The sequence below is a fragment of the Bradyrhizobium sp. INPA03-11B genome, from assembly GCF_040446015.1.
In the GTDB taxonomy this organism is placed as follows: Bacteria; Pseudomonadota; Alphaproteobacteria; order Rhizobiales; family Xanthobacteraceae; genus Bradyrhizobium; species Bradyrhizobium macuxiense_A.
The window spans coordinates 1-16,411 of record NZ_JASGSR010000023.1 but is presented as its reverse complement, the minus strand read 5'-3'; the positions used below and the strand labels follow the sequence as shown (position 1 = coordinate 16,411).

Genomic DNA, 16,411 nt, shown 5'->3' with positions numbered 1-16,411 from the left:
CCTGCCGGTAGAACGGAACGAGGGCGCGAATTGACGGTTGATGAGTTCGCGCTCACGTGCTGACTGCCGCGTGGATGGCACGGCAGTGTCGCGCCAGAGCGTCGTGCGAGACCACGAACCGCCTCAACGGCGTGTCGACGTCGTAGAAGTAGATGTTGGCGACGAAGCCATAGATGCCGGCGTCGATGGCCGTCGGTTTGTCGCCGTGCACATAGCCTTTCTTTGGGATCAGGCTCCCCAGTGCGGCGAGATCGGCGAGCCCGCGGGCCATCGCGGCGTCGGGCTCGAAGCGGCCGATGCCCTGGTAATGATAGCGTTGCGCATTGAACTCCTTGGCCTTCATCAAGCCGTCGTCGGTGAGGTCCGGATGCTCTCGCTTGAGCGCATCGCGGAACTTAGGCCAGTAGCGCTCGTCCTTCCAGCGCGAATAGGACATCACCCAGTAGAGATCGTCGAGCGTACGCGTGACGAGGAGATTGGTCGTGCGTTGCGCCGGCGTCAGCGCGGCATCTAGCGTCACGCCGTATTTTTCGGTGACATAGCGGAGGATGGTCTCGCTGTCGCCGACGGTGTCATCGCCGTCGACGATATAGGGCAATTGCTGGCGCGGCGCCTTCGACGCATCAAAAATGTGCTCATGCCGGAACGACACGCCCGCGAGCTTCAGAAAAGCAAATACCTTCAGGCCGTAGCCATTGTTGTCGGCGACGCCGAACAACGGCGGATAGGAATAGAGCGTGAGCATGGCGGCTCGTCACGTTCAGGATGGATGAAGGTACCTCAAGAATGATCGGTTGGAAACGCTAGCCCACCGCGCCGTGCTCGGGCGGATAACGATTGGTCGGTGAGGCGTTGATCCTGATGTGTCGCGCCCCGAATTTCGGCGGAGTCATGTTGGCTTCTCAATCACGTAAAACCTGCTAGATTTTGTCTGGCTAGCCCTCGGCAGTCACGCGCCGAAAGAAGGGGCGGCGACGTACCATTGATCCGCGCGCTCCTTTTTCTTGCGCGTCGGCTATCTCGATTTGCGCGCGGCCTTCGCAACGTTGGCACCCGTGCGAACATTTCGTTGACGGACCTTTTTGAAGCCAGAAATCGCTCTGAGTTCTATCGGCATATTTAATTGATTGGAGGCGTCGTTATGATCCGTATCGGATCGCTAGCGCTCGTTATCGGTGCGATATTGACCAACCCGGCCAGCGCACAATCGGACTTGGTCGCGCGCGGTGATTACCTGGTCAATGGCATCCTGACCTGCGGCAACTGCCATACCCCGAAGGGACCATCGGGCGAGATCCGGGATAAGGCTTTTTCCGGCGGCCTGTCATGGGATGAGCCGCCGTTCAAGGTCACGGCCTCGAACATCACGCAAGACAAGGAAACCGGCATCGGCAATTACACCGACGCAGAGCTCAAGCAACTGATGCGTAAGGGTATCAAGCGCAACGGTACGCACGTCGCCATGATCATGCCAAGCGGCTTCTACGAGATCATGACCGATCGCGATCTCGATGCAGTGATCGCTTATCTGCACACCATCAAGCCGATCAGGAATGCGGTGCCGGAGCCAGTCTACAAGATGCCACAAGGACATCCTGTTCCCCCAGGTGGTGAAAGCCCGTACACCGAAGCGATGTTGGGCGACAAGGTGCAGCAAGGATTCTACCTCGCCACGATTGCACACTGTATGGAGTGCCACACGCCGATGGGGCCGCAAGGGCGAGAATTTGCGACCAGCATGGGCGCCGGCGGCGGCAAGTTTCCGGGACCTTGGGGCGTCTCGGTTTCGCGGAACATTAGCTCCAGCAAGACGAAGGGCATTGGCGGCTGGACTGATGACGAGATCAAGCGCGCCATCACTCAGGGCGTCAGCAAGGACGGCAGCAAGCTCAATCCGCCCATGGGCTTCCATTACTACGCCACTCTGGCAGCTGCCGACCTCGACGCCATCGTCGCCTATTTGCGTACGGTGCCGGCAAAAGAATAGTCTGAAAGCCGCTTCTGGCGGGCAATGACGATGGAGACGCGCGGACCAGGTGAGGGTCCGCGCCTCGCATATCGCCTGCTGCCTTCACGCCTTCGAGATGCCGCCGTCGATCACCGGTCCCATCGGTTCGTAGCGTTCGCCGCTGAAGCGCGTCAGCTGCAGTTGCTCGAGCGGATAGTAGTCGGTCGGCGAGGTGTTGATCCTGATGCCCGGCAGCAACATGTCGGACTCGACGTCTTTCAGGTTTGCCGCCTGCTTGATGATGTTTTCGGACGAGACGTCGTCGCCGCACTGCTTGAGCACCTGAACCAGGATCTGGCTGGTGAGATAGCCGGTGACCGCGTAGATGTCGTTCTTGGCGGCCGCCGGATCGTATTTGTCGAGGAAAGCGCGCCATTTCTGGATGGCGGGATCGCTGTCCCAGGCCACGTCGACGGGATCCTTCAGATAGGCGCTCGAGATGATCCCCTTGGACACGTCGAAGCCCGCGGCCTTCAGCGTCGAGCCTGCGGAGGAGGCGTTGTTGCCGATATAATGCGCCGGCTGCCAGCCGAGTTCCGCGATCTTCTTGATGCCTTGCGCGGCGAATTTCGGCGTGGTCATGCTCATGAACACGTTGGCGCCGGCGGATTTGCAGCGCACGACCTGGCTGTCGATCGTCGGGTCCGCGGTCTCGTACGAAAGCTCGGCCACGATTGCGGACGCCTTCGCGCCGAGTCCGTCCTTGAAGCCTTTCAGCACGTCGCGTCCGAAATCGTCGTTCTGGTAGACAATGCCGATCTTGGCATCCGGCTGTGTCGCGAGAACGTGCTGCGCGAAGGCGCGCCCTTCGATCTGGTAGCAGGGCTGGAAACCCATGGTGTAGGGGAAGTTCTTGTAGTCGCCGAACTTGGTCGCGCCCGAGGCGATGAAGAGGTGCGGGACCTTCTTCAGGTTCATGTACTTCATGATCGCCGCATTGGTGGGCGCACCGAGCGGCGCAAACAGAACATCGATCTCGTCGCCTTCGACGAGCTTGCGCGCCTGCTCCACCGTCTTGGCCGGGCTGTAGGCGTCGTCATAGGTGATGTACTTGATCATGCGGCCGTTGATGCCGCCTTGCTCGTTGATCATCTTGAAATAGCCGCCGGGCGTGCGGCCGATCGACGAATAGACCGCAGCCGGTCCGGAGTAGGCGTCAATGTTGCCGATGACGATCTCGGTCTTGCCCTTGGCAATCGCGGGCTTGCCGAGCAGCAGCGTGGCTGAGGTGGCGGCGGCGCCCGTGATGAGATGACGGCGGCTGAGCCGGGGGGAACGGTTCCTTGTCATTCTTATTTCTCCGCTTCTTCTTGTTGGCCGTTTGGCAGCCTCTGACGGGCATCTCGGCTTCAAGCATTCCATGGTGCTTGATCCGGATCAGTCTAGGACCGCTGCACGGCAGAACTTGTGTGCAGTCGCTACCACCAGGAATATTGGCGCGGTGTCAGGATGCGGAGCGGCGCGGCGGATCGAATGATCCACCGCGCCGAGTGCAGAGGCCGATCAGGCCGGCAGGGCCCTGCTCGCGCGACCGTGCGCGCTGAGCTCGCGCACCGGAAACACGCGATCGTAGGCGATGTTGAACACGAACGCGTAGACCAGGTAGAACGCGACGATCGAGATATCCATCATCAGCGCGGCCCACAGCGAGATGCCGAGATACCAGGCGACGAACGGAATCAGCAGCACGATCAGACCGGCCTCGAACAGCATCGCGTGCGCAACGCGGATCGGCATCGTCTTGACGACGCGGCCGGTGACGCAGACCAGCGCATGGTCGAAGCCGAGATTGAACAGCAAGTTCCAGATCGTCGCCATCGTCGCCGAGACGACGCCGATGACGCCCATATGGGCGACCGGCTGATTGAACAGCCAGGCGGCCGCCGGCGTGAAGATGGCGATACCGATCAGTTCGAACAGGACTGCGTGCCTGATCCGGTCGGAGAAGGAACGCATGGACATTTTGAGACCTTTCTTGTCGTTGTGATCGGATTTCTATCTGATATTGTGGGATTAAAAAGTTAGATAATATCTGGAAAAGAGATAGATGGCCGTTTCCATGGACCAGCTCGAATCCTTCGTGGCGGCGGCCGAGCAAGGCTCGTTCTCTGGCGCCGCGCGGCTTCTGAAGAAGGCGCAGTCAGCCGTCAGCACGCACGTCGCCAATCTGGAAACCGACCTTGGACTTGCGCTGTTCGATCGGACCGGCCGCAACCCAGCGCTGACCGAAGCGGGCGCGCGACTATTGCCGGAAGCAAAATTGATCCTCGATCGCCGTGAGCATCTGATCGGCGTTGCCAGCAGCTTCGAGACGCATGTCGAGAAGCGGCTGGTGGTGGCGATCGACGAGCTCTATCCGGAGAGCGCGGTCGGCGAGCTGTTTGCGGAATTCGCCATGCGCTTTCCGCATGTCGAGCTCGAGCTGCTGTTTCCGATCATGGAGGACGTCAGCCGCCTCGTGCTCGACGGCAAGGCCGATGTTGGCGTGATGTGGCGGCAGGAGCAGCTGCCGCCCGAGCTCGGCTTCAAGACCATCGGCTGGGTGCCGCTGCAGCTCGTGTGTGGCAAGACCCACCCGCTGGCGCATGGGCGGGTGGACTGGGAGGACCTGAAGCGGCACCGCCAGATCATGGTCACGGTGCGCAACGAGGGAACCGAGCGGCACCGGCTGCGGGTCGCGGCGGAGGTGTGGTGGGTCGAGAGCCATTGGGTGATCCTGCAAATCCTCAAGCACGGCGTCGGCTGGGCGCTGATCCCGGCGCACATCATGGCGAGCTCGCAGGTCGCCGAAGACCTCGCCATTCCCGAACTGGAATTCGACGAGGGCGCGCATCCCGTCGCGCTCGAAGTGGTCTGGCACAAGCAGCGGCCGGCGGGACCGGCGGCAAAATGGCTGCGCCGCCGTTTCGCCACGCGGCCGCCGATGCTCCGCCTGTGAGCGCCGGACACGCGCACCGTCGCATGGGAGCTGACATCGCGAGCGCGATGTGTTGCCATGCCTGTCGCACTGACCTGACAGGGTGAAGACGATGGCGAAGCAATTGGAAGGCAAGGTCGCGGCCGTAACCGGCGCGGCATCGGGCATCGGACTTGCGAGCAGCGAGGCGATGCTGGCGGCCGGCGCGCGCGTGGTGATGGTCGACCGCGACGCCGCCGCGCTCGCGGCGCTCGCCGGCAGGCACGGCGATGCGGTGATCCCGCTGGTCATCGACCTGCTCGATCCCGGGGCTTGCGCGACGCTGCTGCCACAGGTGCTCGAGAAAGCCGGCCAGCTCGACATCCTGCACGCCAATGCGGGCATCTATGTCGGCGGCGACCTCGTCGATGCCGACAGCGCCGCCATCGACCGGATGCTGAACCTCAACGTCAACGTCGTGATGAAGAACGTGCACGACGTGCTGCCGCACATGATCGCGCGGGCGACCGGCGACATCATCGTCACGAGCTCGCTCGCAGCGCATTTCCCGACGCCGTGGGAGCCGGTCTATGCGTCGTCGAAATGGGCGATCAACTGCTTCGTCCAGACCGTGCGGCGCCAGGTGTTCAAGCACGGCATCCGCGTCGGCTCGATCTCGCCCGGGCCGGTCATCACCTCGCTGCTCGCCGACTGGCCGGCCGAGAAGCTCGCGGAGGCCAGGGAATCGGGCAGCCTGCTGGAGGCAAGCGAGGTCGCCGAGGTCGTGATCTTCATGCTGACCCGCCCGCGCGGCATGACCATCCGCGACGTCGTGATGCTGCCGACGAATTTTGATCTGTAGCGCGGCGGCCCGCCGGACCTCGTCTCAGGCGGCGCCGCGATCGAGCGTCGGCGCGGGGTCCTTCTTCGTCAGCCGGCGCAGCGCCGCGACGTTGGTGGCGACGGAGGCCATGCGGCACTGGGCCTTGCCGGCGGATTTGGCTTCATAGAGTGCGGCGTCGGCAACCGCCAGCAGCTCCTCTGCCTCGGTGCCGTGCTCGGGCGATGCCGCGACACCGACACTGACGCCGACCTTCGCAAAGATCCCGTCGGCGAGCCGGTAGGGCATGGTGACGGCCTGGATGATGCGATGGCCGACGGCGAGCGCCTGCTCGGCGGTGACGCCGTTCGCCAGCACCACGAATTCGTCGCCGCCAAGCCGCGCGATCACGTCGGTCTCCGGCAGCGCGCGCCGCAGCCGCTCGGCGGCCAGCATCAGCACCTGGTCGCCGGCCGCGTGGCCATAGGTGTCGTTGACCGGCTTGAAATTGTCGAGGTCGAAGAACAGCAGCGCGAACGGCCTGCCATGTCCGGCCGAGGCCTCGAGCTTTTCGTTCAGCGCGGCGACGAAACCGGCGCGATTGCGCAGGCCGGTCAGGGTGTCGTGATGGGCGAGGTGGCCGTTCTCGCGCTCGGCGCGCATGGTCGCGATCAGCATCTTGTTGAGGCGGAAGGCTGCAACCGTCATCGCCGTGAGATACAGCGGCACCTGCAGGAAGACGATGAACAGCAGCGGCTCGCCGGCAAGTGCCGCACCCGGCACGATCGGGCCGAGGCTGAGCAGGATCATGGTTCCGGCGAGGCGGGGAGCGCTGAAGTTGCGGAAGCAGATGCCGCCGACCATCGCCGCAGCCGACAGCGAGGCCAGCATCGCGACCACCCAGTCGCCGCTGGCAAGGCTGATCAGGATGCCGAAGCCGACGCTGGCGCTCCAGGCGACCGCAAGCACGAGGTGCAGGTCGGTCGGCGTCGGCCGCCGCTCGCGCGCCGCGCGATGCGCAGCCACCAGCACCGCCAGTCGCGACAGGCAGATGACGAGTTCGAGGACGACCCAGGTGATGAACCATGCGGTCGGCTCGCGGATCGCAATCACGGCCGCGACTGCGACCGTGTTGACGGCGCCGGCCGCGAATACCGGCAGCGAGCCGTAGAGATCGCCGATCAGCGCCGCGCGGATGTCGTCAGGCACGCCGGGTCCGGCGTCGGCGAGCCAGCGCGTCACGCCCCAGCGCGGCTGGCTATATCGTCCTTTTTCGGACTGCATTGTTCTTGCCCCGTACTTTCAGCTGGCAAGAAACCCGACCGGCCCTAACAGGTCTCTAAGGCCGACCCCGATCACGCAACGTGATTGACGGGTCGTAAATCCGCTTCGCGCCGCCGCGCCGTCCGGCCGCAGCGGTCGCCGCCGCATCAATGTCCGGTCATTCGGGTGTCACCTCGTTCGACTGTGATGGCGCCGAAAATCGCAACAGCGAGGCGGGGCATCCATGGCCTATCTTGGGATCATCGCGACCTGGATCGGGATCGCCGCCTGCATTTTGCAGTCGGCGCTGTTCGCCGGCCTCAATCTCGCGGTGTTCAGCCTCAGCCTGTTGCGGCTGCAGATCGAGGCGGACGGCGGCAACCGCAATGCGGTGCGGGTACTTGAGCTGCGCAAGAGCGCCAACCAGATCCTGGCCACCATCATCTGGGGCAATGTCACCACCAACGTGCTGCTGACGCTGTTGTCGGATTCGGTGCTGGCCGGCGTCGGCGCGTTCGTGTTTTCGGCGTTCGCCATCACGCTGCTCGGCGAGATCTTCCCGCAGGCCTATTTCTCGCGCAACGCGCTGGCGATGACCGCGCGGTTTCTGCCGTTCCTGAATTTCTATCGCATCGTGCTGTTCCCGCTGGCGAAGCCGACCGCTGTCGTGCTCGATTGGTGGCTCGGGGCGGAGGGCATCACCTATCTGCGCGAGCAGGACATCAGGCAGATGATCGCCCGCCATGTCGTCGACGGCGGCGACATCAGCCGCCTGGAGGCGACCGGCGCGCAGAACTTCCTCGACCTCGACGACGTCTCGGTCTGCGACGAGGGCGAGGTGATCGATCCCGCCAGCATCCTGAGCCTGCCGCTCGCCAATCAGCGCTGCGTGCTGCCGAAATTCGACCGCGTGCCCGACGATCCGTTCCTGCGCCGGATCGATTCATCGGGGATGAAATGGGTGATCGTGACCGACCTCGCCGGCGAGCCGGTGTTCGTGCTCGACGCCCATCACTTCCTGCGCGATGCGCTGTTCAACCAGCTCGAGAGCGATCCGACCGCCTACTGGCACCGGCCGATCATCGTGCGCGACGCCAAGGCGCGGCTCGGCGACGTCATCGGGCTGATGAAGGTGGTGCCTGAGACGCCGGGCGACGACGTGATCGAGCACGATTTGATCCTGGTGTGGAGCGGGCAGAAGCGCATCATCACCGGCTCGGACCTGCTCGGGCGGCTGCTGCGCGGCATTGCGACCGTGGAGAAGCGGTCGGCGGCCTAGACCGCGAGCAACTGCTCCGCCGCGCTGCCCGCGCGCTTGGCTTTCTTCGCCTTGGCCGGGGCGAACAGGTTGCCGGCGGCGAGACCCGCGGTGTCTGCGACAGCTGGATCACCCGACACCATGGCGGCGACAATGGCGCCGTCGATCAACAGTGCGAGCTGGTGCGCCAACACGGCAGGCTCGGTCGCGCCCATCTCGGCGGCGAGCTTCTCGATATGCGCCAGCACCACCTTCTTGTGCTTCAGCGCGATATTGCGGAACTGCTTGGCGTCCTTGTCGTGCTCGGCGACCGCGTTGATGAAGGGGCAGCCGTAGAAGCGTTCCTCGGCGAACCAGCTCTTCAGGGCAGGGAAGATCCGCGACAGTTTGGTCTGCGGATCGCCGCCGCCGGCCTCGATCGCGCCGATGAACCATTCGCGCCACTGCCGGCCTTCGCTCTCCAGCACCGCATGCACCAGGTTGGTCTTCGAGCCGAACAATTTGTAGAGCGTGGTCTTCGCGGTGCCGGCCTCGTCGATGATCGCATCGATGCCGGTGGCGTTGATGCCGTTCTTGCAGAACAGATGCGTCGCCGCATTGAGCAGGCGCCCGCGCGCCGATTCATCGTCGCCGGCGGTGAACGCCGCGGCAGGTTTTTTCTTCGCAAGCGATTTGGCCATGTGCGGCAGTAAATCGGAGCGCGGCGAAATCATCAAGCCGCATCTTCATGCGCGCTCTCCTGCGCTGAAAATAATCGCAAGGCCGCGGCATCTGCTTGGCGATTGAGCAAGACGGCGCTGATCAATCCGCAGGCAGGCGCGCGTAAGCGTCTGCGGAATTTCGCCTTTTGATTTGCGGCGGGACTGGCACGCTTCGTGCAGGAAACAGACCGTTCGGTATCCTGACCATTTCCATCGCTCCCAGGGAGAAAACTGATGACCGCTGTCGCCCAGAAAACCGCACTGACCGGCTGCCTCGCGCCGATCGACAGAGGCGGGCTCGAGCAGCTCATTGCCAACGGCAAGGCCAACCCGAAGGTCATCAAGACCTTGAAGTGCAAGACGGTGGCCGAGGGCAAGTTCCGTCACGCCAACTACATCCGCAACCTCGCGCCCTATATCGTCGACGAGCCGCCGGGCCTGCTCGGCGACGACACGGCGCCCAATCCCTCTGAAGCCTCACTCGCCGCGCTCGGCTCCTGCCTTGCGGTCGGCCTGCACGCCAACGCCGTGCATCGCGGCTGGATCGTCAACAAGCTCGAGCTGGAGCTCGAGGGTGATCTCAACATCACGGCGGTGTGGGGCACCGGCGACGTCAGCGAGAAGCCGGTCGGCTTCACCGATGTCCGCGTCAAGGTCGACATGGAATGCGAGGGCGTCGCGCAGGGCGAGATCGACGCGCTGGTGGCGCATGTGAAGAAGTGGTCGCCGGTCGCCAACACCTTCACCCGTCCCGTCAATCTCGAGGTCAGCGCTTAAGCGTCGCCCGGCAATTCAAGGTGCGGAGATCATCCATGACGTCACTGGCTTTATCGCGGGTCGCAGCGCGAGATCCCGCACCGACCATCGCGGGAGAGGTCGCACGCCTCGCCCGTCAGGAACTGGCGCCGCTCGCATCAGCGATCGACGCCGGTTCGGTCTATCCCGGCGAATTCCTGCGCCGGCTCGGCGACGTCGGCGCGTGGAGCAGCCACGTGCCGCAGGAGGGCCCCGCCGACCTGCGCTGGGCCATCCAGTCGATGGCCGCGATCGGCGAGGTCTGCGGCGCCACCGCCTTCATGGCCTGGTGCCAGAACACGCTGGTCTGGTACGTCGCCAATTCCACCAATTTGAAGCTCGCCGCGCGCTTCGGCGACAGCTTCTCTCGCGGGCGCGTGCTGGGCGGCACCGGGCTCTCGAACCCGATGAAGAGCTTCTTCGGCATCGAGCGGCTGAAGCTCAGGGGTCGCAAGGTCGACGGCGGCTACATCGTTCGCGGCGCGCTGCCCTGGGTGTCGAACCTCGGGCCCGGCCATTACTTCGGCACGATCTTCGAGCGCGAGGACGAGGAGGGCGGTACGGTCATGTTCTTGGCTGATTGCTCCGATCCCGCGATCACGCTGACGCCGTGCAAGCCGTTCCTGGCAATGGACGGCACCGGCACCTACGGCGTCCAGTTCCGCGACGTGTTCGTGCCGGATGAATTAATCCTCGCCGAGCCGGCCGCCCCCTTCGTCAAGAAGATCCGCGCCGGATTCATCCTGCTGCAGGCCGGCATCGGCCTCGGCTTGATGCGGGACTGCATCAACATCATGGACGAGGTCCATGCGCCGCTCGGTCACGTCAATCGCTATCTGCCGCAGCAGCCGCTGCAATTCCGCGAGCTCTATGCCGAGTTCGAGAACGAGGCGATGGTGCTGGCGAGCGATCCCTACAACGCCGACGACAGCTACTGGCGCCGCGTCGTGACGCTCCGCTTGCGCATCGGCGATGCCAGCGTCGCGGTCGCGCATGCGGCGATGCTCCATTGCGGCGCGCGCGGCTACCTGATGAGCCACCGTGCCCAACGCAGGCTGCGCGAGGCCTATTTCGTCGCCATCGTTACGCCCGCCACCAAGCAGCTGCGCAAGATGCTGGCGGACGGCTGAAGCTTTCGGGACCACCAAGACTAGCAACCACGCAACAGGAGAGAGCCATGACGGACGTTCTGATCACCGCCGGCGAACTTGCCGAGCTCGTAAAGAAAGAGCCGTGTGTCGTCATCGACACGCGCAATCCGGACGCCTATGCCGCGGGACATCTGCCCGGCGCGGTCAATGTGCATGACATCTTCACTTATCTCGCGACCTCGACGCCGGAGGGCATGCACGCGCTGAAGACCAAGTTCGCCGACGCCTTCGGCGCCGCCGGCCTCTCCGGCAAGGAGACCGCCGTGATCTACGAGCAGTCGATGAATTCCGGCTTCGGTCAGTCCTGCCGCGGCTATTACCTGCTGGCGATGCTGGGCTATCCCAAGATCAAGGTGTTGCATGGCGGCTTCGATGCCTGGAAGGCGGCGGACCTGCCGGTCACCACCGACGTTGCGGTGCCGCCGAAGGCCTCCTTTGCGATCGTGCCGGAGGCCGGCGAGATCATGATCGACGCCAAGGCGATGCTGGCGGCGGTCGGCAAGCCGGGCGTCGCCATCCTCGACGTGCGCGACGTCGACGAGTGGATCGGCGAGAGCTCGTCTCCTTATGGGAAGGATTTCTGCCCGCGCAAGGGCCGCATCCCCGGCGCCGTGTGGCTCGAATGGTACCGGATGATGAAGCCGACCGGCGAAGGCCCGCGCTTCAAGTCGAAGGACGAGATTCTGGCGGAATGCGCCACGGTCGGCATCTCGCAGACCACGCCGGTCTATCTCTACTGCTTCAAGGGGGCGCGCGCCTCGAACACCTTCCTGGCGCTGAAGAACGCCGGCGTGAAGGACGTGCGGATGTATTTCGGCTCCTGGAACGAGTGGTCGCGCGATCCGGCACTGCCGATCGACGAAGGCTTGCCGACTGCTGCCATCGTAACGGGCAAAGCGGCATAGAAACTGCATGTTTGTCGGCGTCCGGCGGCATAAAATGCAGCCGGACGCCGATCAATGCCGGCGTCGGTCCTGCGTGCCAACGCCTAAGGAGGAAGCCTCATGAAACGCGAAGACCTCACCGAAAAGCTGCTCGACATCAAGCGCGAGAAAGGCTGGAGCTGGAAACATATCTGCGAGACAATCGGCGGCTATTCCGAGGTCCTGATCGTGGGTGCGATCCTCGGTCAGATGAAGCTGACAAAGCCGCAGGCGGCCAATGCCGGCGAATTGTTCGGGCTGACGAAGGCCGAGATCGCGATGCTCAACGAGGTGCCTATGCGCGGCACCGGCACGCCGATGCCGCCGACCGACCCCTTGATCTACCGCTTCTACGAGATGGTGATGGTCAACGGCCCGGCGTGGAAGGCGCTGATCGAGGAGGAGTTCGGCGACGGCATCATGTCGGCGATCGATTTCGACATGGCGCTGGAGCGCGTCGCCAATCCGAAGGGCGACCGCGTCAAGATCACCATGAGCGGCAAGTTCCTGCCCTACAAATATTACGGCGCCAGCGGCAACGTGCCGGAATACGGCTTCAAGGAAGGGTGAGGGCGAATGGCGAGGAGCGAACCGGGTTCTCCATTCGCTACTCGCTACCCTCTATTTGCTCTTGGCGGCCGCGAACGCCTCGCGAAGGTCCTTCACCGGCGCCATATCGCGGACGAAGGTGAACGCGCCCTTGTCCTTCATCTCGCGGGCGCACCGCAGGAATGCGGCCAGCGCGTGGCGTTCCATTGCGCCACCGACGCTGATGCGCTTGACGCCGGCGGCCGACAGCTGCTCGACCGTCAAGGTCGGATCGGCAAAACCCATCACGAGATTGAACGGCCGCCTCACGGCCGAGACCACGGTCTTGATGGTGCCGATGTCGTACAGACCCGGTGAATACAGCACGTCGGCGCCGGCGGCCTCGAACGCCTGCAGCCGCTTGATGGTATCGTCGAGGTCCTTGCGTCCCCAGAGGAAGTTCTCCGCCCGCGCCGTCAGCGTGAACGGGAAGGGCAGGGCGCGGGCGGCTTCGACCGCGGCCTGCACCCGCTCGACTGCGAGCGAGAAGTCGTAGATCGGGTGTTCACGGTCGCCGGTCGAATCCTCGATCGAGCCGCCGACGACGCCGGCTTCGGCCGCGCGCGCGATCGCCTTTGCCGCGGTCTTCGGATCATCGGCGCCGCAATTCTCGAGGTCGGCGTTGACGGGCAGGTCGGTGGCTTCCGATATCACCCGGCAGTTCTCGATGATGGCATCGAGGGAGATTGTGGCTTGGCCGAGCGTGTTGGCGACCCCGAGGCTGGTGGTCGCGAGCGCCTCGAAGCCCATCGCCGCGAGCAGCTTCGCCGTGCCGGCGTCCCACGGATTTGGAATGATGAAGGCGCCGGGCCGCTGATGCAGCTCGCGAAACCGTGCTGCCTTGTCTGCCTGGGTGCGCATGTGAACTCCTGACGGTTGGAAAGCGACTGGCAGCAGCGATAGGGCGGTTTCGGTCATCAGACAAATTTGTTATTTCTCTCGATATCATCAGCTTTTTGCATGAGGCGGGAATGGACAGCGACGCGCTCAACACGTTCCTGGTGGTGCATCGCCGCGGCGGGATCTCCAATGCCGCCAAGGCGCTGCATCGCTCGCAGCCGGCGATCTCAAGACGCATCGCGCTGCTCGAGCAGGAGCTCGGCGTGCCCCTGTTCGAGCGCATCGGAGGCAAGACGCGGCTCAGCGATGCCGGACGGGTGATGGTGCCCTATGCCGAACGGGCTGTGGCGGCAGCGCAGGATGCCGAGAGCGCGGTGCGCGCGCTGCTGCGCGACAATTCCGGTCCGGTGGCGCTGGCGGTGACGGGCACGCTTGCGGGCGAGCGGCTCTCGAAGGTGCTGAAGCGCTTCGCCCGCCAGCATCCCGATGTCACGCTGACGCTGCGCACCGCGACCAGCGCGGAGGTCAGCGATTTGATCCGGCGCGGCGAGGCGACGATCGGGCTGCGCTACGATCGCGACCGCTCGGGCGAGCTCGATTGCGAGGTGCTGTGCGCCGAGCCGCTCGGCGTGGTCTGCGCGCCGGACCACCCGTTGGCAGGACGCCGGGTCGGCCGTCTCGCCGATCTCAGGGACGAGCGCTGGATCGCGTTTCCCGAAGTGCCGGGACGGCGCGAGATCGCCGCCTCGCATGTGTTCGCCTTGTTCCTGACCCACGGGCTCGGCGAGGTCGCGTGGACACCGGTCGACAGCCTGACGGCGCAGAAGCGGCTGGTCGAGGCGGGGCTCGGGATCGCGCTGCTGTCACAAAGCAATGCGGCGGAGGAGCTGCGCGCCTCGACGATCGCGACGATTCGCGTCGGCAATCTCATCGCAAGCCACGAGGTCGTCGCGGTGACGCGGCATGGCGGCTTCCTCAGCGCCGCGTCGCGCCGTCTGCTCGACATCATCCGCGCTGAGTTCACCAGGGCGAGGGGTACAAACACGTCGCGCCGGAGCAATGTCCGGCGCGCGTAGAAGGTCGAAACGGGAGCGTCACGGGCGTGAGCCGAGGTTCGCGCCTCCTTATTCCTGCTTTCAGGTTCCTGCCTTCACCTGGGTCACGGCAACGGCCAGCAACTCATCCATCTTGGCGCGGATGTCGCGCTCGGTGGCGGGCTGGCCCTTGGCGGTGAGGTCCTTCAACACCTTGTGCAGGACGTCATTGTCGCCGGCTTCCTCGAAGTCGGCTGCCACCACTTCCTTGGCATAGGCGTTGGCGGCGTCGCCAGTGATGCCGAGCTTCTCGGCGGCCCACAAGCCCAGCAGTTTGTTCCGGCGCGCTTCCGCCTTGAACTTCAGCTCCTCGTCGAGGGCGAACTTCTTCTCGAAACCTTCCTCGCGCTTGTCGAATTCGCTCATGGCCGAAGTTCCAATCCCCTGCTGAATGCGGGCCGCAGCTCGTTGCGGCAGCCCCGATGCCTGCCTAGATAAGTGGGAGGAATCGGCAAGACAACGAGCCGTTAAGCCGCAGGCAAAACAGGCGGAATCGGCCCTTTTCGATAGGGCGGTATAAGTGCCCGCAAGGGGGCACTATCGATTGTGCTGGATGGGCCAATCAGATAGGTTGCCAACAGGTGTGGTTCTTGTTCTGTTTCCAGTTGGATAGCTCAGGTTCCAGGCCTCCGCGGCAGCTCCGTCGTGGGTCGTAACCCCAAGTCATCCGGAGCACCCAAATTCATGGATTTCAACAAAACACGGTACATCCCAATGAGCCGTCGACGCCGCATTTATGAAGGCAAGGCCAAGGTGCTTTACGAAGGCCCCGAGCCGGGAACCCTGATCCAGCACTTCAAGGACGACGCGACCGCGTTCAATGCCAAGAAACACCAGGTGATCGAGGGCAAGGGCGTCCTCAACAACCGGATTTCGGAGTACCTGTTTCAGCACCTCAACGACATCGGGGTGCCGACCCACTTCATCCGCCGCCTCAACATGCGCGAGCAGCTGATTCGCGAGGTCGAGATCGTGCCGCTCGAGGTGGTGGTGCGGAACGTCGCCGCCGGCTCGCTGTCGCAGCGGCTCGGGATCGAGGAGGGCACCCAGCTGCCGCGCTCGATCATCGAGTTCTATTACAAGAACGACCAGCTCAACGACCCCATGGTGTCGGAAGAGCACATCACCGCGTTCGGCTGGGCAACACCCCAGGAGATCGACGACATCATGGCGCTGGCCATCCGTGTCAACGACTTCCTGACCGGGCTCTTCCTCGGCATCGGCATCCGCCTCGTCGACTTCAAGATGGAGTGCGGACGGCTGTTCGAGAACGAGATGATGCGGATCATCGTCGCCGACGAGATCTCGCCGGACTCCTGCCGGCTGTGGGACATCAAGTCGAACGAGAAGCTCGACAAGGACCGTTTCCGCCGGGATCTGGGCGGCCTGCTCGAGGCGTACACCGAGGTCGCGAAGCGGCTCGGCATTCTGATCGAAAACGAGCGACCGGCCGGCAGCGGCCCGGTGCTGGTGAAGAGCTAAGTTTAAGGGGCAATCGTGAAGGCACGTGTGACTGTCACATTGAAGTCGGGCATCCTCGATCCGCAGGGCAAGGCGATCGAGGGCGCGCTGAAGTCGCTCGGCGTCGATGGCATCGCCAGCGTTCGGCAGGGCAAGGTGTTCGACATCGAGCTCGCCGCGACCGACAAGGCCAAGGCGGAGGCGGCGCTGAAGGCCGCCGCCGACAAGCTGCTGGCGAACACCGTGATCGAGAACTACCGGGTCGAGGTCCTGAGCTAGCCGGGCGAGCCAGATGACAACAGCCACCCTCGCTGCTGGCGGTGACCGTATCGTCGTCCGATCGTTGTTGGCCGCCCTGCTGACAGTTGCTGGAAGCTGCGGTGTCTCGGCGCAATCGGCGCCGCCACCACCCTCCGCCACGACGCAGGCGCCGCCGTTCACGGTCAGCGGATGGAGCTACGAGCGCCGCGGCTCAGATGTGCACATGTTCCGCTGCGCGCAGTCGTCCTGCGGCGCGGGCTCGAAGGTGAGCTACCGGTATTATACCGGCGGAAAGCAGATGACGCTCGACCAGTTCCGTGCGGGGCAGGAGCAGATCATCAAGGCGCTGGAA

General features: G+C 64.1%; 18 protein-coding genes and 1 pseudogene. 12 read left to right on the top strand and 7 right to left on the bottom strand.

The genetic code is table 11. The features are described 5' to 3' along the window. Positions 1-52 precede the first annotated feature (52 nt). A complete protein-coding gene (locus tag QMZ05_RS12050; RefSeq protein ID WP_353700936.1) occupies positions 53-745 on the bottom strand; it encodes a glutathione S-transferase C-terminal domain-containing protein in 693 nt (230 codons plus the stop codon). A 396-nt stretch (positions 746-1,141) separates the two neighbouring features. Between QMZ05_RS12050 and QMZ05_RS12045 the strand changes: the two genes are divergently transcribed. Beyond that, positions 1,142-1,987: a c-type cytochrome gene (locus tag QMZ05_RS12045; RefSeq protein WP_353700935.1), complete on the top strand. Its 846-nt coding sequence runs from the start codon at positions 1,142-1,144 to the stop codon at positions 1,985-1,987. An 84-nt stretch (positions 1,988-2,071) separates the two neighbouring features. On the opposite strand, the gene QMZ05_RS12040 is transcribed toward QMZ05_RS12045, so the two are convergent. Next, positions 2,072-3,298, bottom strand: coding sequence for an ABC transporter substrate-binding protein (locus QMZ05_RS12040; protein WP_353700934.1), 1,227 nt, complete (start codon positions 3,296-3,298; stop codon positions 2,072-2,074). Between the two features lie 213 nt (positions 3,299-3,511). Beyond that, positions 3,512-3,970, bottom strand: a complete 459-nt coding sequence (locus QMZ05_RS12035; protein WP_353700933.1) for a PACE efflux transporter — start codon at positions 3,968-3,970, stop codon at positions 3,512-3,514. An 85-nt stretch (positions 3,971-4,055) separates the two neighbouring features. Between QMZ05_RS12035 and QMZ05_RS12030 the strand changes: the two genes are divergently transcribed. Together QMZ05_RS12030 and QMZ05_RS12025 are read left to right on the top strand one after the other, a co-directional pair. Then, the gene (locus tag QMZ05_RS12030; protein WP_353700932.1) at positions 4,056-4,946 is read left to right on the top strand and encodes a LysR family transcriptional regulator; all 891 of its coding nucleotides are present in this window, start codon (positions 4,056-4,058) and stop codon (positions 4,944-4,946) included. Positions 4,947-5,037: 91 nt separating this feature from the next. Then, positions 5,038-5,766, top strand: a complete 729-nt coding sequence (locus QMZ05_RS12025; protein WP_353700931.1) for an SDR family oxidoreductase — start codon at positions 5,038-5,040, stop codon at positions 5,764-5,766. 24 nt (positions 5,767-5,790) lie between these two features. Here the strand turns inward: QMZ05_RS12025 and QMZ05_RS12020 are convergent, their stop codons facing one another. Further along, the gene (locus QMZ05_RS12020; protein WP_353700930.1) at positions 5,791-7,008 is read right to left on the bottom strand and encodes a GGDEF domain-containing protein; all 1,218 of its coding nucleotides are present in this window, start codon (positions 7,006-7,008) and stop codon (positions 5,791-5,793) included. Positions 7,009-7,231: 223 nt separating this feature from the next. Between QMZ05_RS12020 and QMZ05_RS12015 the strand changes: the two genes are divergently transcribed. Further along, positions 7,232-8,266, top strand: a complete 1,035-nt coding sequence (locus tag QMZ05_RS12015; protein WP_353700929.1) for a CNNM domain-containing protein — start codon at positions 7,232-7,234, stop codon at positions 8,264-8,266. On the opposite strand, the gene QMZ05_RS12010 is transcribed toward QMZ05_RS12015, so the two are convergent. Further along, entirely contained in the window at positions 8,263-8,925 is a 663-nt protein-coding gene (locus QMZ05_RS12010) for a TetR/AcrR family transcriptional regulator (RefSeq protein ID WP_353700999.1), read from the bottom strand. The genes QMZ05_RS12015 and QMZ05_RS12010 overlap by 4 nt on opposite strands. A gap of 255 nt (positions 8,926-9,180) precedes the next feature. Here QMZ05_RS12010 and QMZ05_RS12005 point away from each other — a divergent pair, with 255 nt between their 5' ends. The 4 genes from QMZ05_RS12005 to cynS all read left to right on the top strand — a co-directional run bounded on the left by QMZ05_RS12005 (position 9,181) and on the right by cynS (position 12,385). Then, positions 9,181-9,723: an OsmC family protein gene (locus tag QMZ05_RS12005; RefSeq protein ID WP_106327264.1), complete on the top strand. Its 543-nt coding sequence runs from the start codon at positions 9,181-9,183 to the stop codon at positions 9,721-9,723. A gap of 35 nt (positions 9,724-9,758) precedes the next feature. Next, positions 9,759-10,871 (top strand): acyl-CoA dehydrogenase family protein, encoded by a 1,113-nt coding sequence (locus QMZ05_RS12000; RefSeq protein WP_353700928.1) that lies wholly within the window; start codon positions 9,759-9,761, stop codon positions 10,869-10,871. Between the two features lie 47 nt (positions 10,872-10,918). Continuing rightward, the gene (locus QMZ05_RS11995; protein ID WP_353700927.1) at positions 10,919-11,797 is read left to right on the top strand and encodes a sulfurtransferase; all 879 of its coding nucleotides are present in this window, start codon (positions 10,919-10,921) and stop codon (positions 11,795-11,797) included. Positions 11,798-11,896: 99 nt separating this feature from the next. Then, positions 11,897-12,385 (top strand): cyanase, encoded by a 489-nt coding sequence (gene cynS / locus QMZ05_RS11990; RefSeq protein WP_353700926.1) that lies wholly within the window; start codon positions 11,897-11,899, stop codon positions 12,383-12,385. A 51-nt stretch (positions 12,386-12,436) separates the two neighbouring features. On the opposite strand, the gene QMZ05_RS11985 is transcribed toward cynS, so the two are convergent. Next, positions 12,437-13,264: an isocitrate lyase/phosphoenolpyruvate mutase family protein gene (locus QMZ05_RS11985; protein ID WP_353700925.1), complete on the bottom strand. Its 828-nt coding sequence runs from the start codon at positions 13,262-13,264 to the stop codon at positions 12,437-12,439. Between the two features lie 110 nt (positions 13,265-13,374). On the opposite strand from QMZ05_RS11985, the gene QMZ05_RS11980 reads away from it, so the two are divergent. Then, a complete protein-coding gene (locus tag QMZ05_RS11980; RefSeq protein ID WP_353700924.1) occupies positions 13,375-14,319 on the top strand; it encodes a LysR family transcriptional regulator in 945 nt (314 codons plus the stop codon). Positions 14,320-14,379: 60 nt separating this feature from the next. Here the strand turns inward: QMZ05_RS11980 and QMZ05_RS11975 are convergent, their stop codons facing one another. Further along, positions 14,380-14,703, bottom strand: a complete 324-nt coding sequence (locus QMZ05_RS11975) for a DUF1476 domain-containing protein (RefSeq protein ID WP_279705328.1) — start codon at positions 14,701-14,703, stop codon at positions 14,380-14,382. 348 nt (positions 14,704-15,051) lie between these two features. Between QMZ05_RS11975 and purC the strand changes: the two genes are divergently transcribed. The 3 genes and pseudogenes from purC to QMZ05_RS11960 form a co-directional block, all read left to right on the top strand. Further along, positions 15,052-15,819, top strand: a complete 768-nt coding sequence (gene purC, locus QMZ05_RS11970) for a phosphoribosylaminoimidazolesuccinocarboxamide synthase (RefSeq protein WP_016843454.1) — start codon at positions 15,052-15,054, stop codon at positions 15,817-15,819. 15 nt (positions 15,820-15,834) lie between these two features. Continuing rightward, a complete protein-coding gene (gene purS, locus QMZ05_RS11965) occupies positions 15,835-16,077 on the top strand; it encodes a phosphoribosylformylglycinamidine synthase subunit PurS (protein ID WP_021077860.1) in 243 nt (80 codons plus the stop codon). 13 nt (positions 16,078-16,090) lie between these two features. After that, positions 16,091-16,411: pseudogene (locus QMZ05_RS11960) on the top strand (hypothetical protein); the annotation flags it as partial.

Excerpts from the sequence above, each read along its gene's own strand:
- QMZ05_RS12050 (WP_353700936.1), bottom strand. The coding sequence starts at position 745 with ATGCTCACGCTCTATTCCTATCCGCCGTTGTTCGGCGTCGCCGACAAC.
- QMZ05_RS12045 (WP_353700935.1), top strand. The coding sequence starts at position 1,142 with ATGATCCGTATCGGATCGCTAGCGCTCGTTATCGGTGCGATATTGACC.
- QMZ05_RS12040 (WP_353700934.1), bottom strand. The coding sequence starts at position 3,298 with ATGACAAGGAACCGTTCCCCCCGGCTCAGCCGCCGTCATCTCATCACG.
- QMZ05_RS12035 (WP_353700933.1), bottom strand. The coding sequence starts at position 3,970 with ATGTCCATGCGTTCCTTCTCCGACCGGATCAGGCACGCAGTCCTGTTC.
- QMZ05_RS12030 (WP_353700932.1), top strand. The coding sequence starts at position 4,056 with ATGGCCGTTTCCATGGACCAGCTCGAATCCTTCGTGGCGGCGGCCGAG.
- QMZ05_RS12025 (WP_353700931.1), top strand. The coding sequence starts at position 5,038 with ATGGCGAAGCAATTGGAAGGCAAGGTCGCGGCCGTAACCGGCGCGGCA.
- QMZ05_RS12020 (WP_353700930.1), bottom strand. The coding sequence starts at position 7,008 with ATGCAGTCCGAAAAAGGACGATATAGCCAGCCGCGCTGGGGCGTGACG.
- QMZ05_RS12015 (WP_353700929.1), top strand. The coding sequence starts at position 7,232 with ATGGCCTATCTTGGGATCATCGCGACCTGGATCGGGATCGCCGCCTGC.
- QMZ05_RS12010 (WP_353700999.1), bottom strand. The coding sequence starts at position 8,925 with ATGGCCAAATCGCTTGCGAAGAAAAAACCTGCCGCGGCGTTCACCGCC.
- QMZ05_RS12005 (WP_106327264.1), top strand. The coding sequence starts at position 9,181 with ATGACCGCTGTCGCCCAGAAAACCGCACTGACCGGCTGCCTCGCGCCG.
- QMZ05_RS12000 (WP_353700928.1), top strand. The coding sequence starts at position 9,759 with ATGACGTCACTGGCTTTATCGCGGGTCGCAGCGCGAGATCCCGCACCG.
- QMZ05_RS11995 (WP_353700927.1), top strand. The coding sequence starts at position 10,919 with ATGACGGACGTTCTGATCACCGCCGGCGAACTTGCCGAGCTCGTAAAG.
- cynS (WP_353700926.1), top strand. The coding sequence starts at position 11,897 with ATGAAACGCGAAGACCTCACCGAAAAGCTGCTCGACATCAAGCGCGAG.
- QMZ05_RS11985 (WP_353700925.1), bottom strand. The coding sequence starts at position 13,264 with ATGCGCACCCAGGCAGACAAGGCAGCACGGTTTCGCGAGCTGCATCAG.
- QMZ05_RS11980 (WP_353700924.1), top strand. The coding sequence starts at position 13,375 with ATGGACAGCGACGCGCTCAACACGTTCCTGGTGGTGCATCGCCGCGGC.
- QMZ05_RS11975 (WP_279705328.1), bottom strand. The coding sequence starts at position 14,703 with ATGAGCGAATTCGACAAGCGCGAGGAAGGTTTCGAGAAGAAGTTCGCC.
- purC (WP_016843454.1), top strand. The coding sequence starts at position 15,052 with ATGAGCCGTCGACGCCGCATTTATGAAGGCAAGGCCAAGGTGCTTTAC.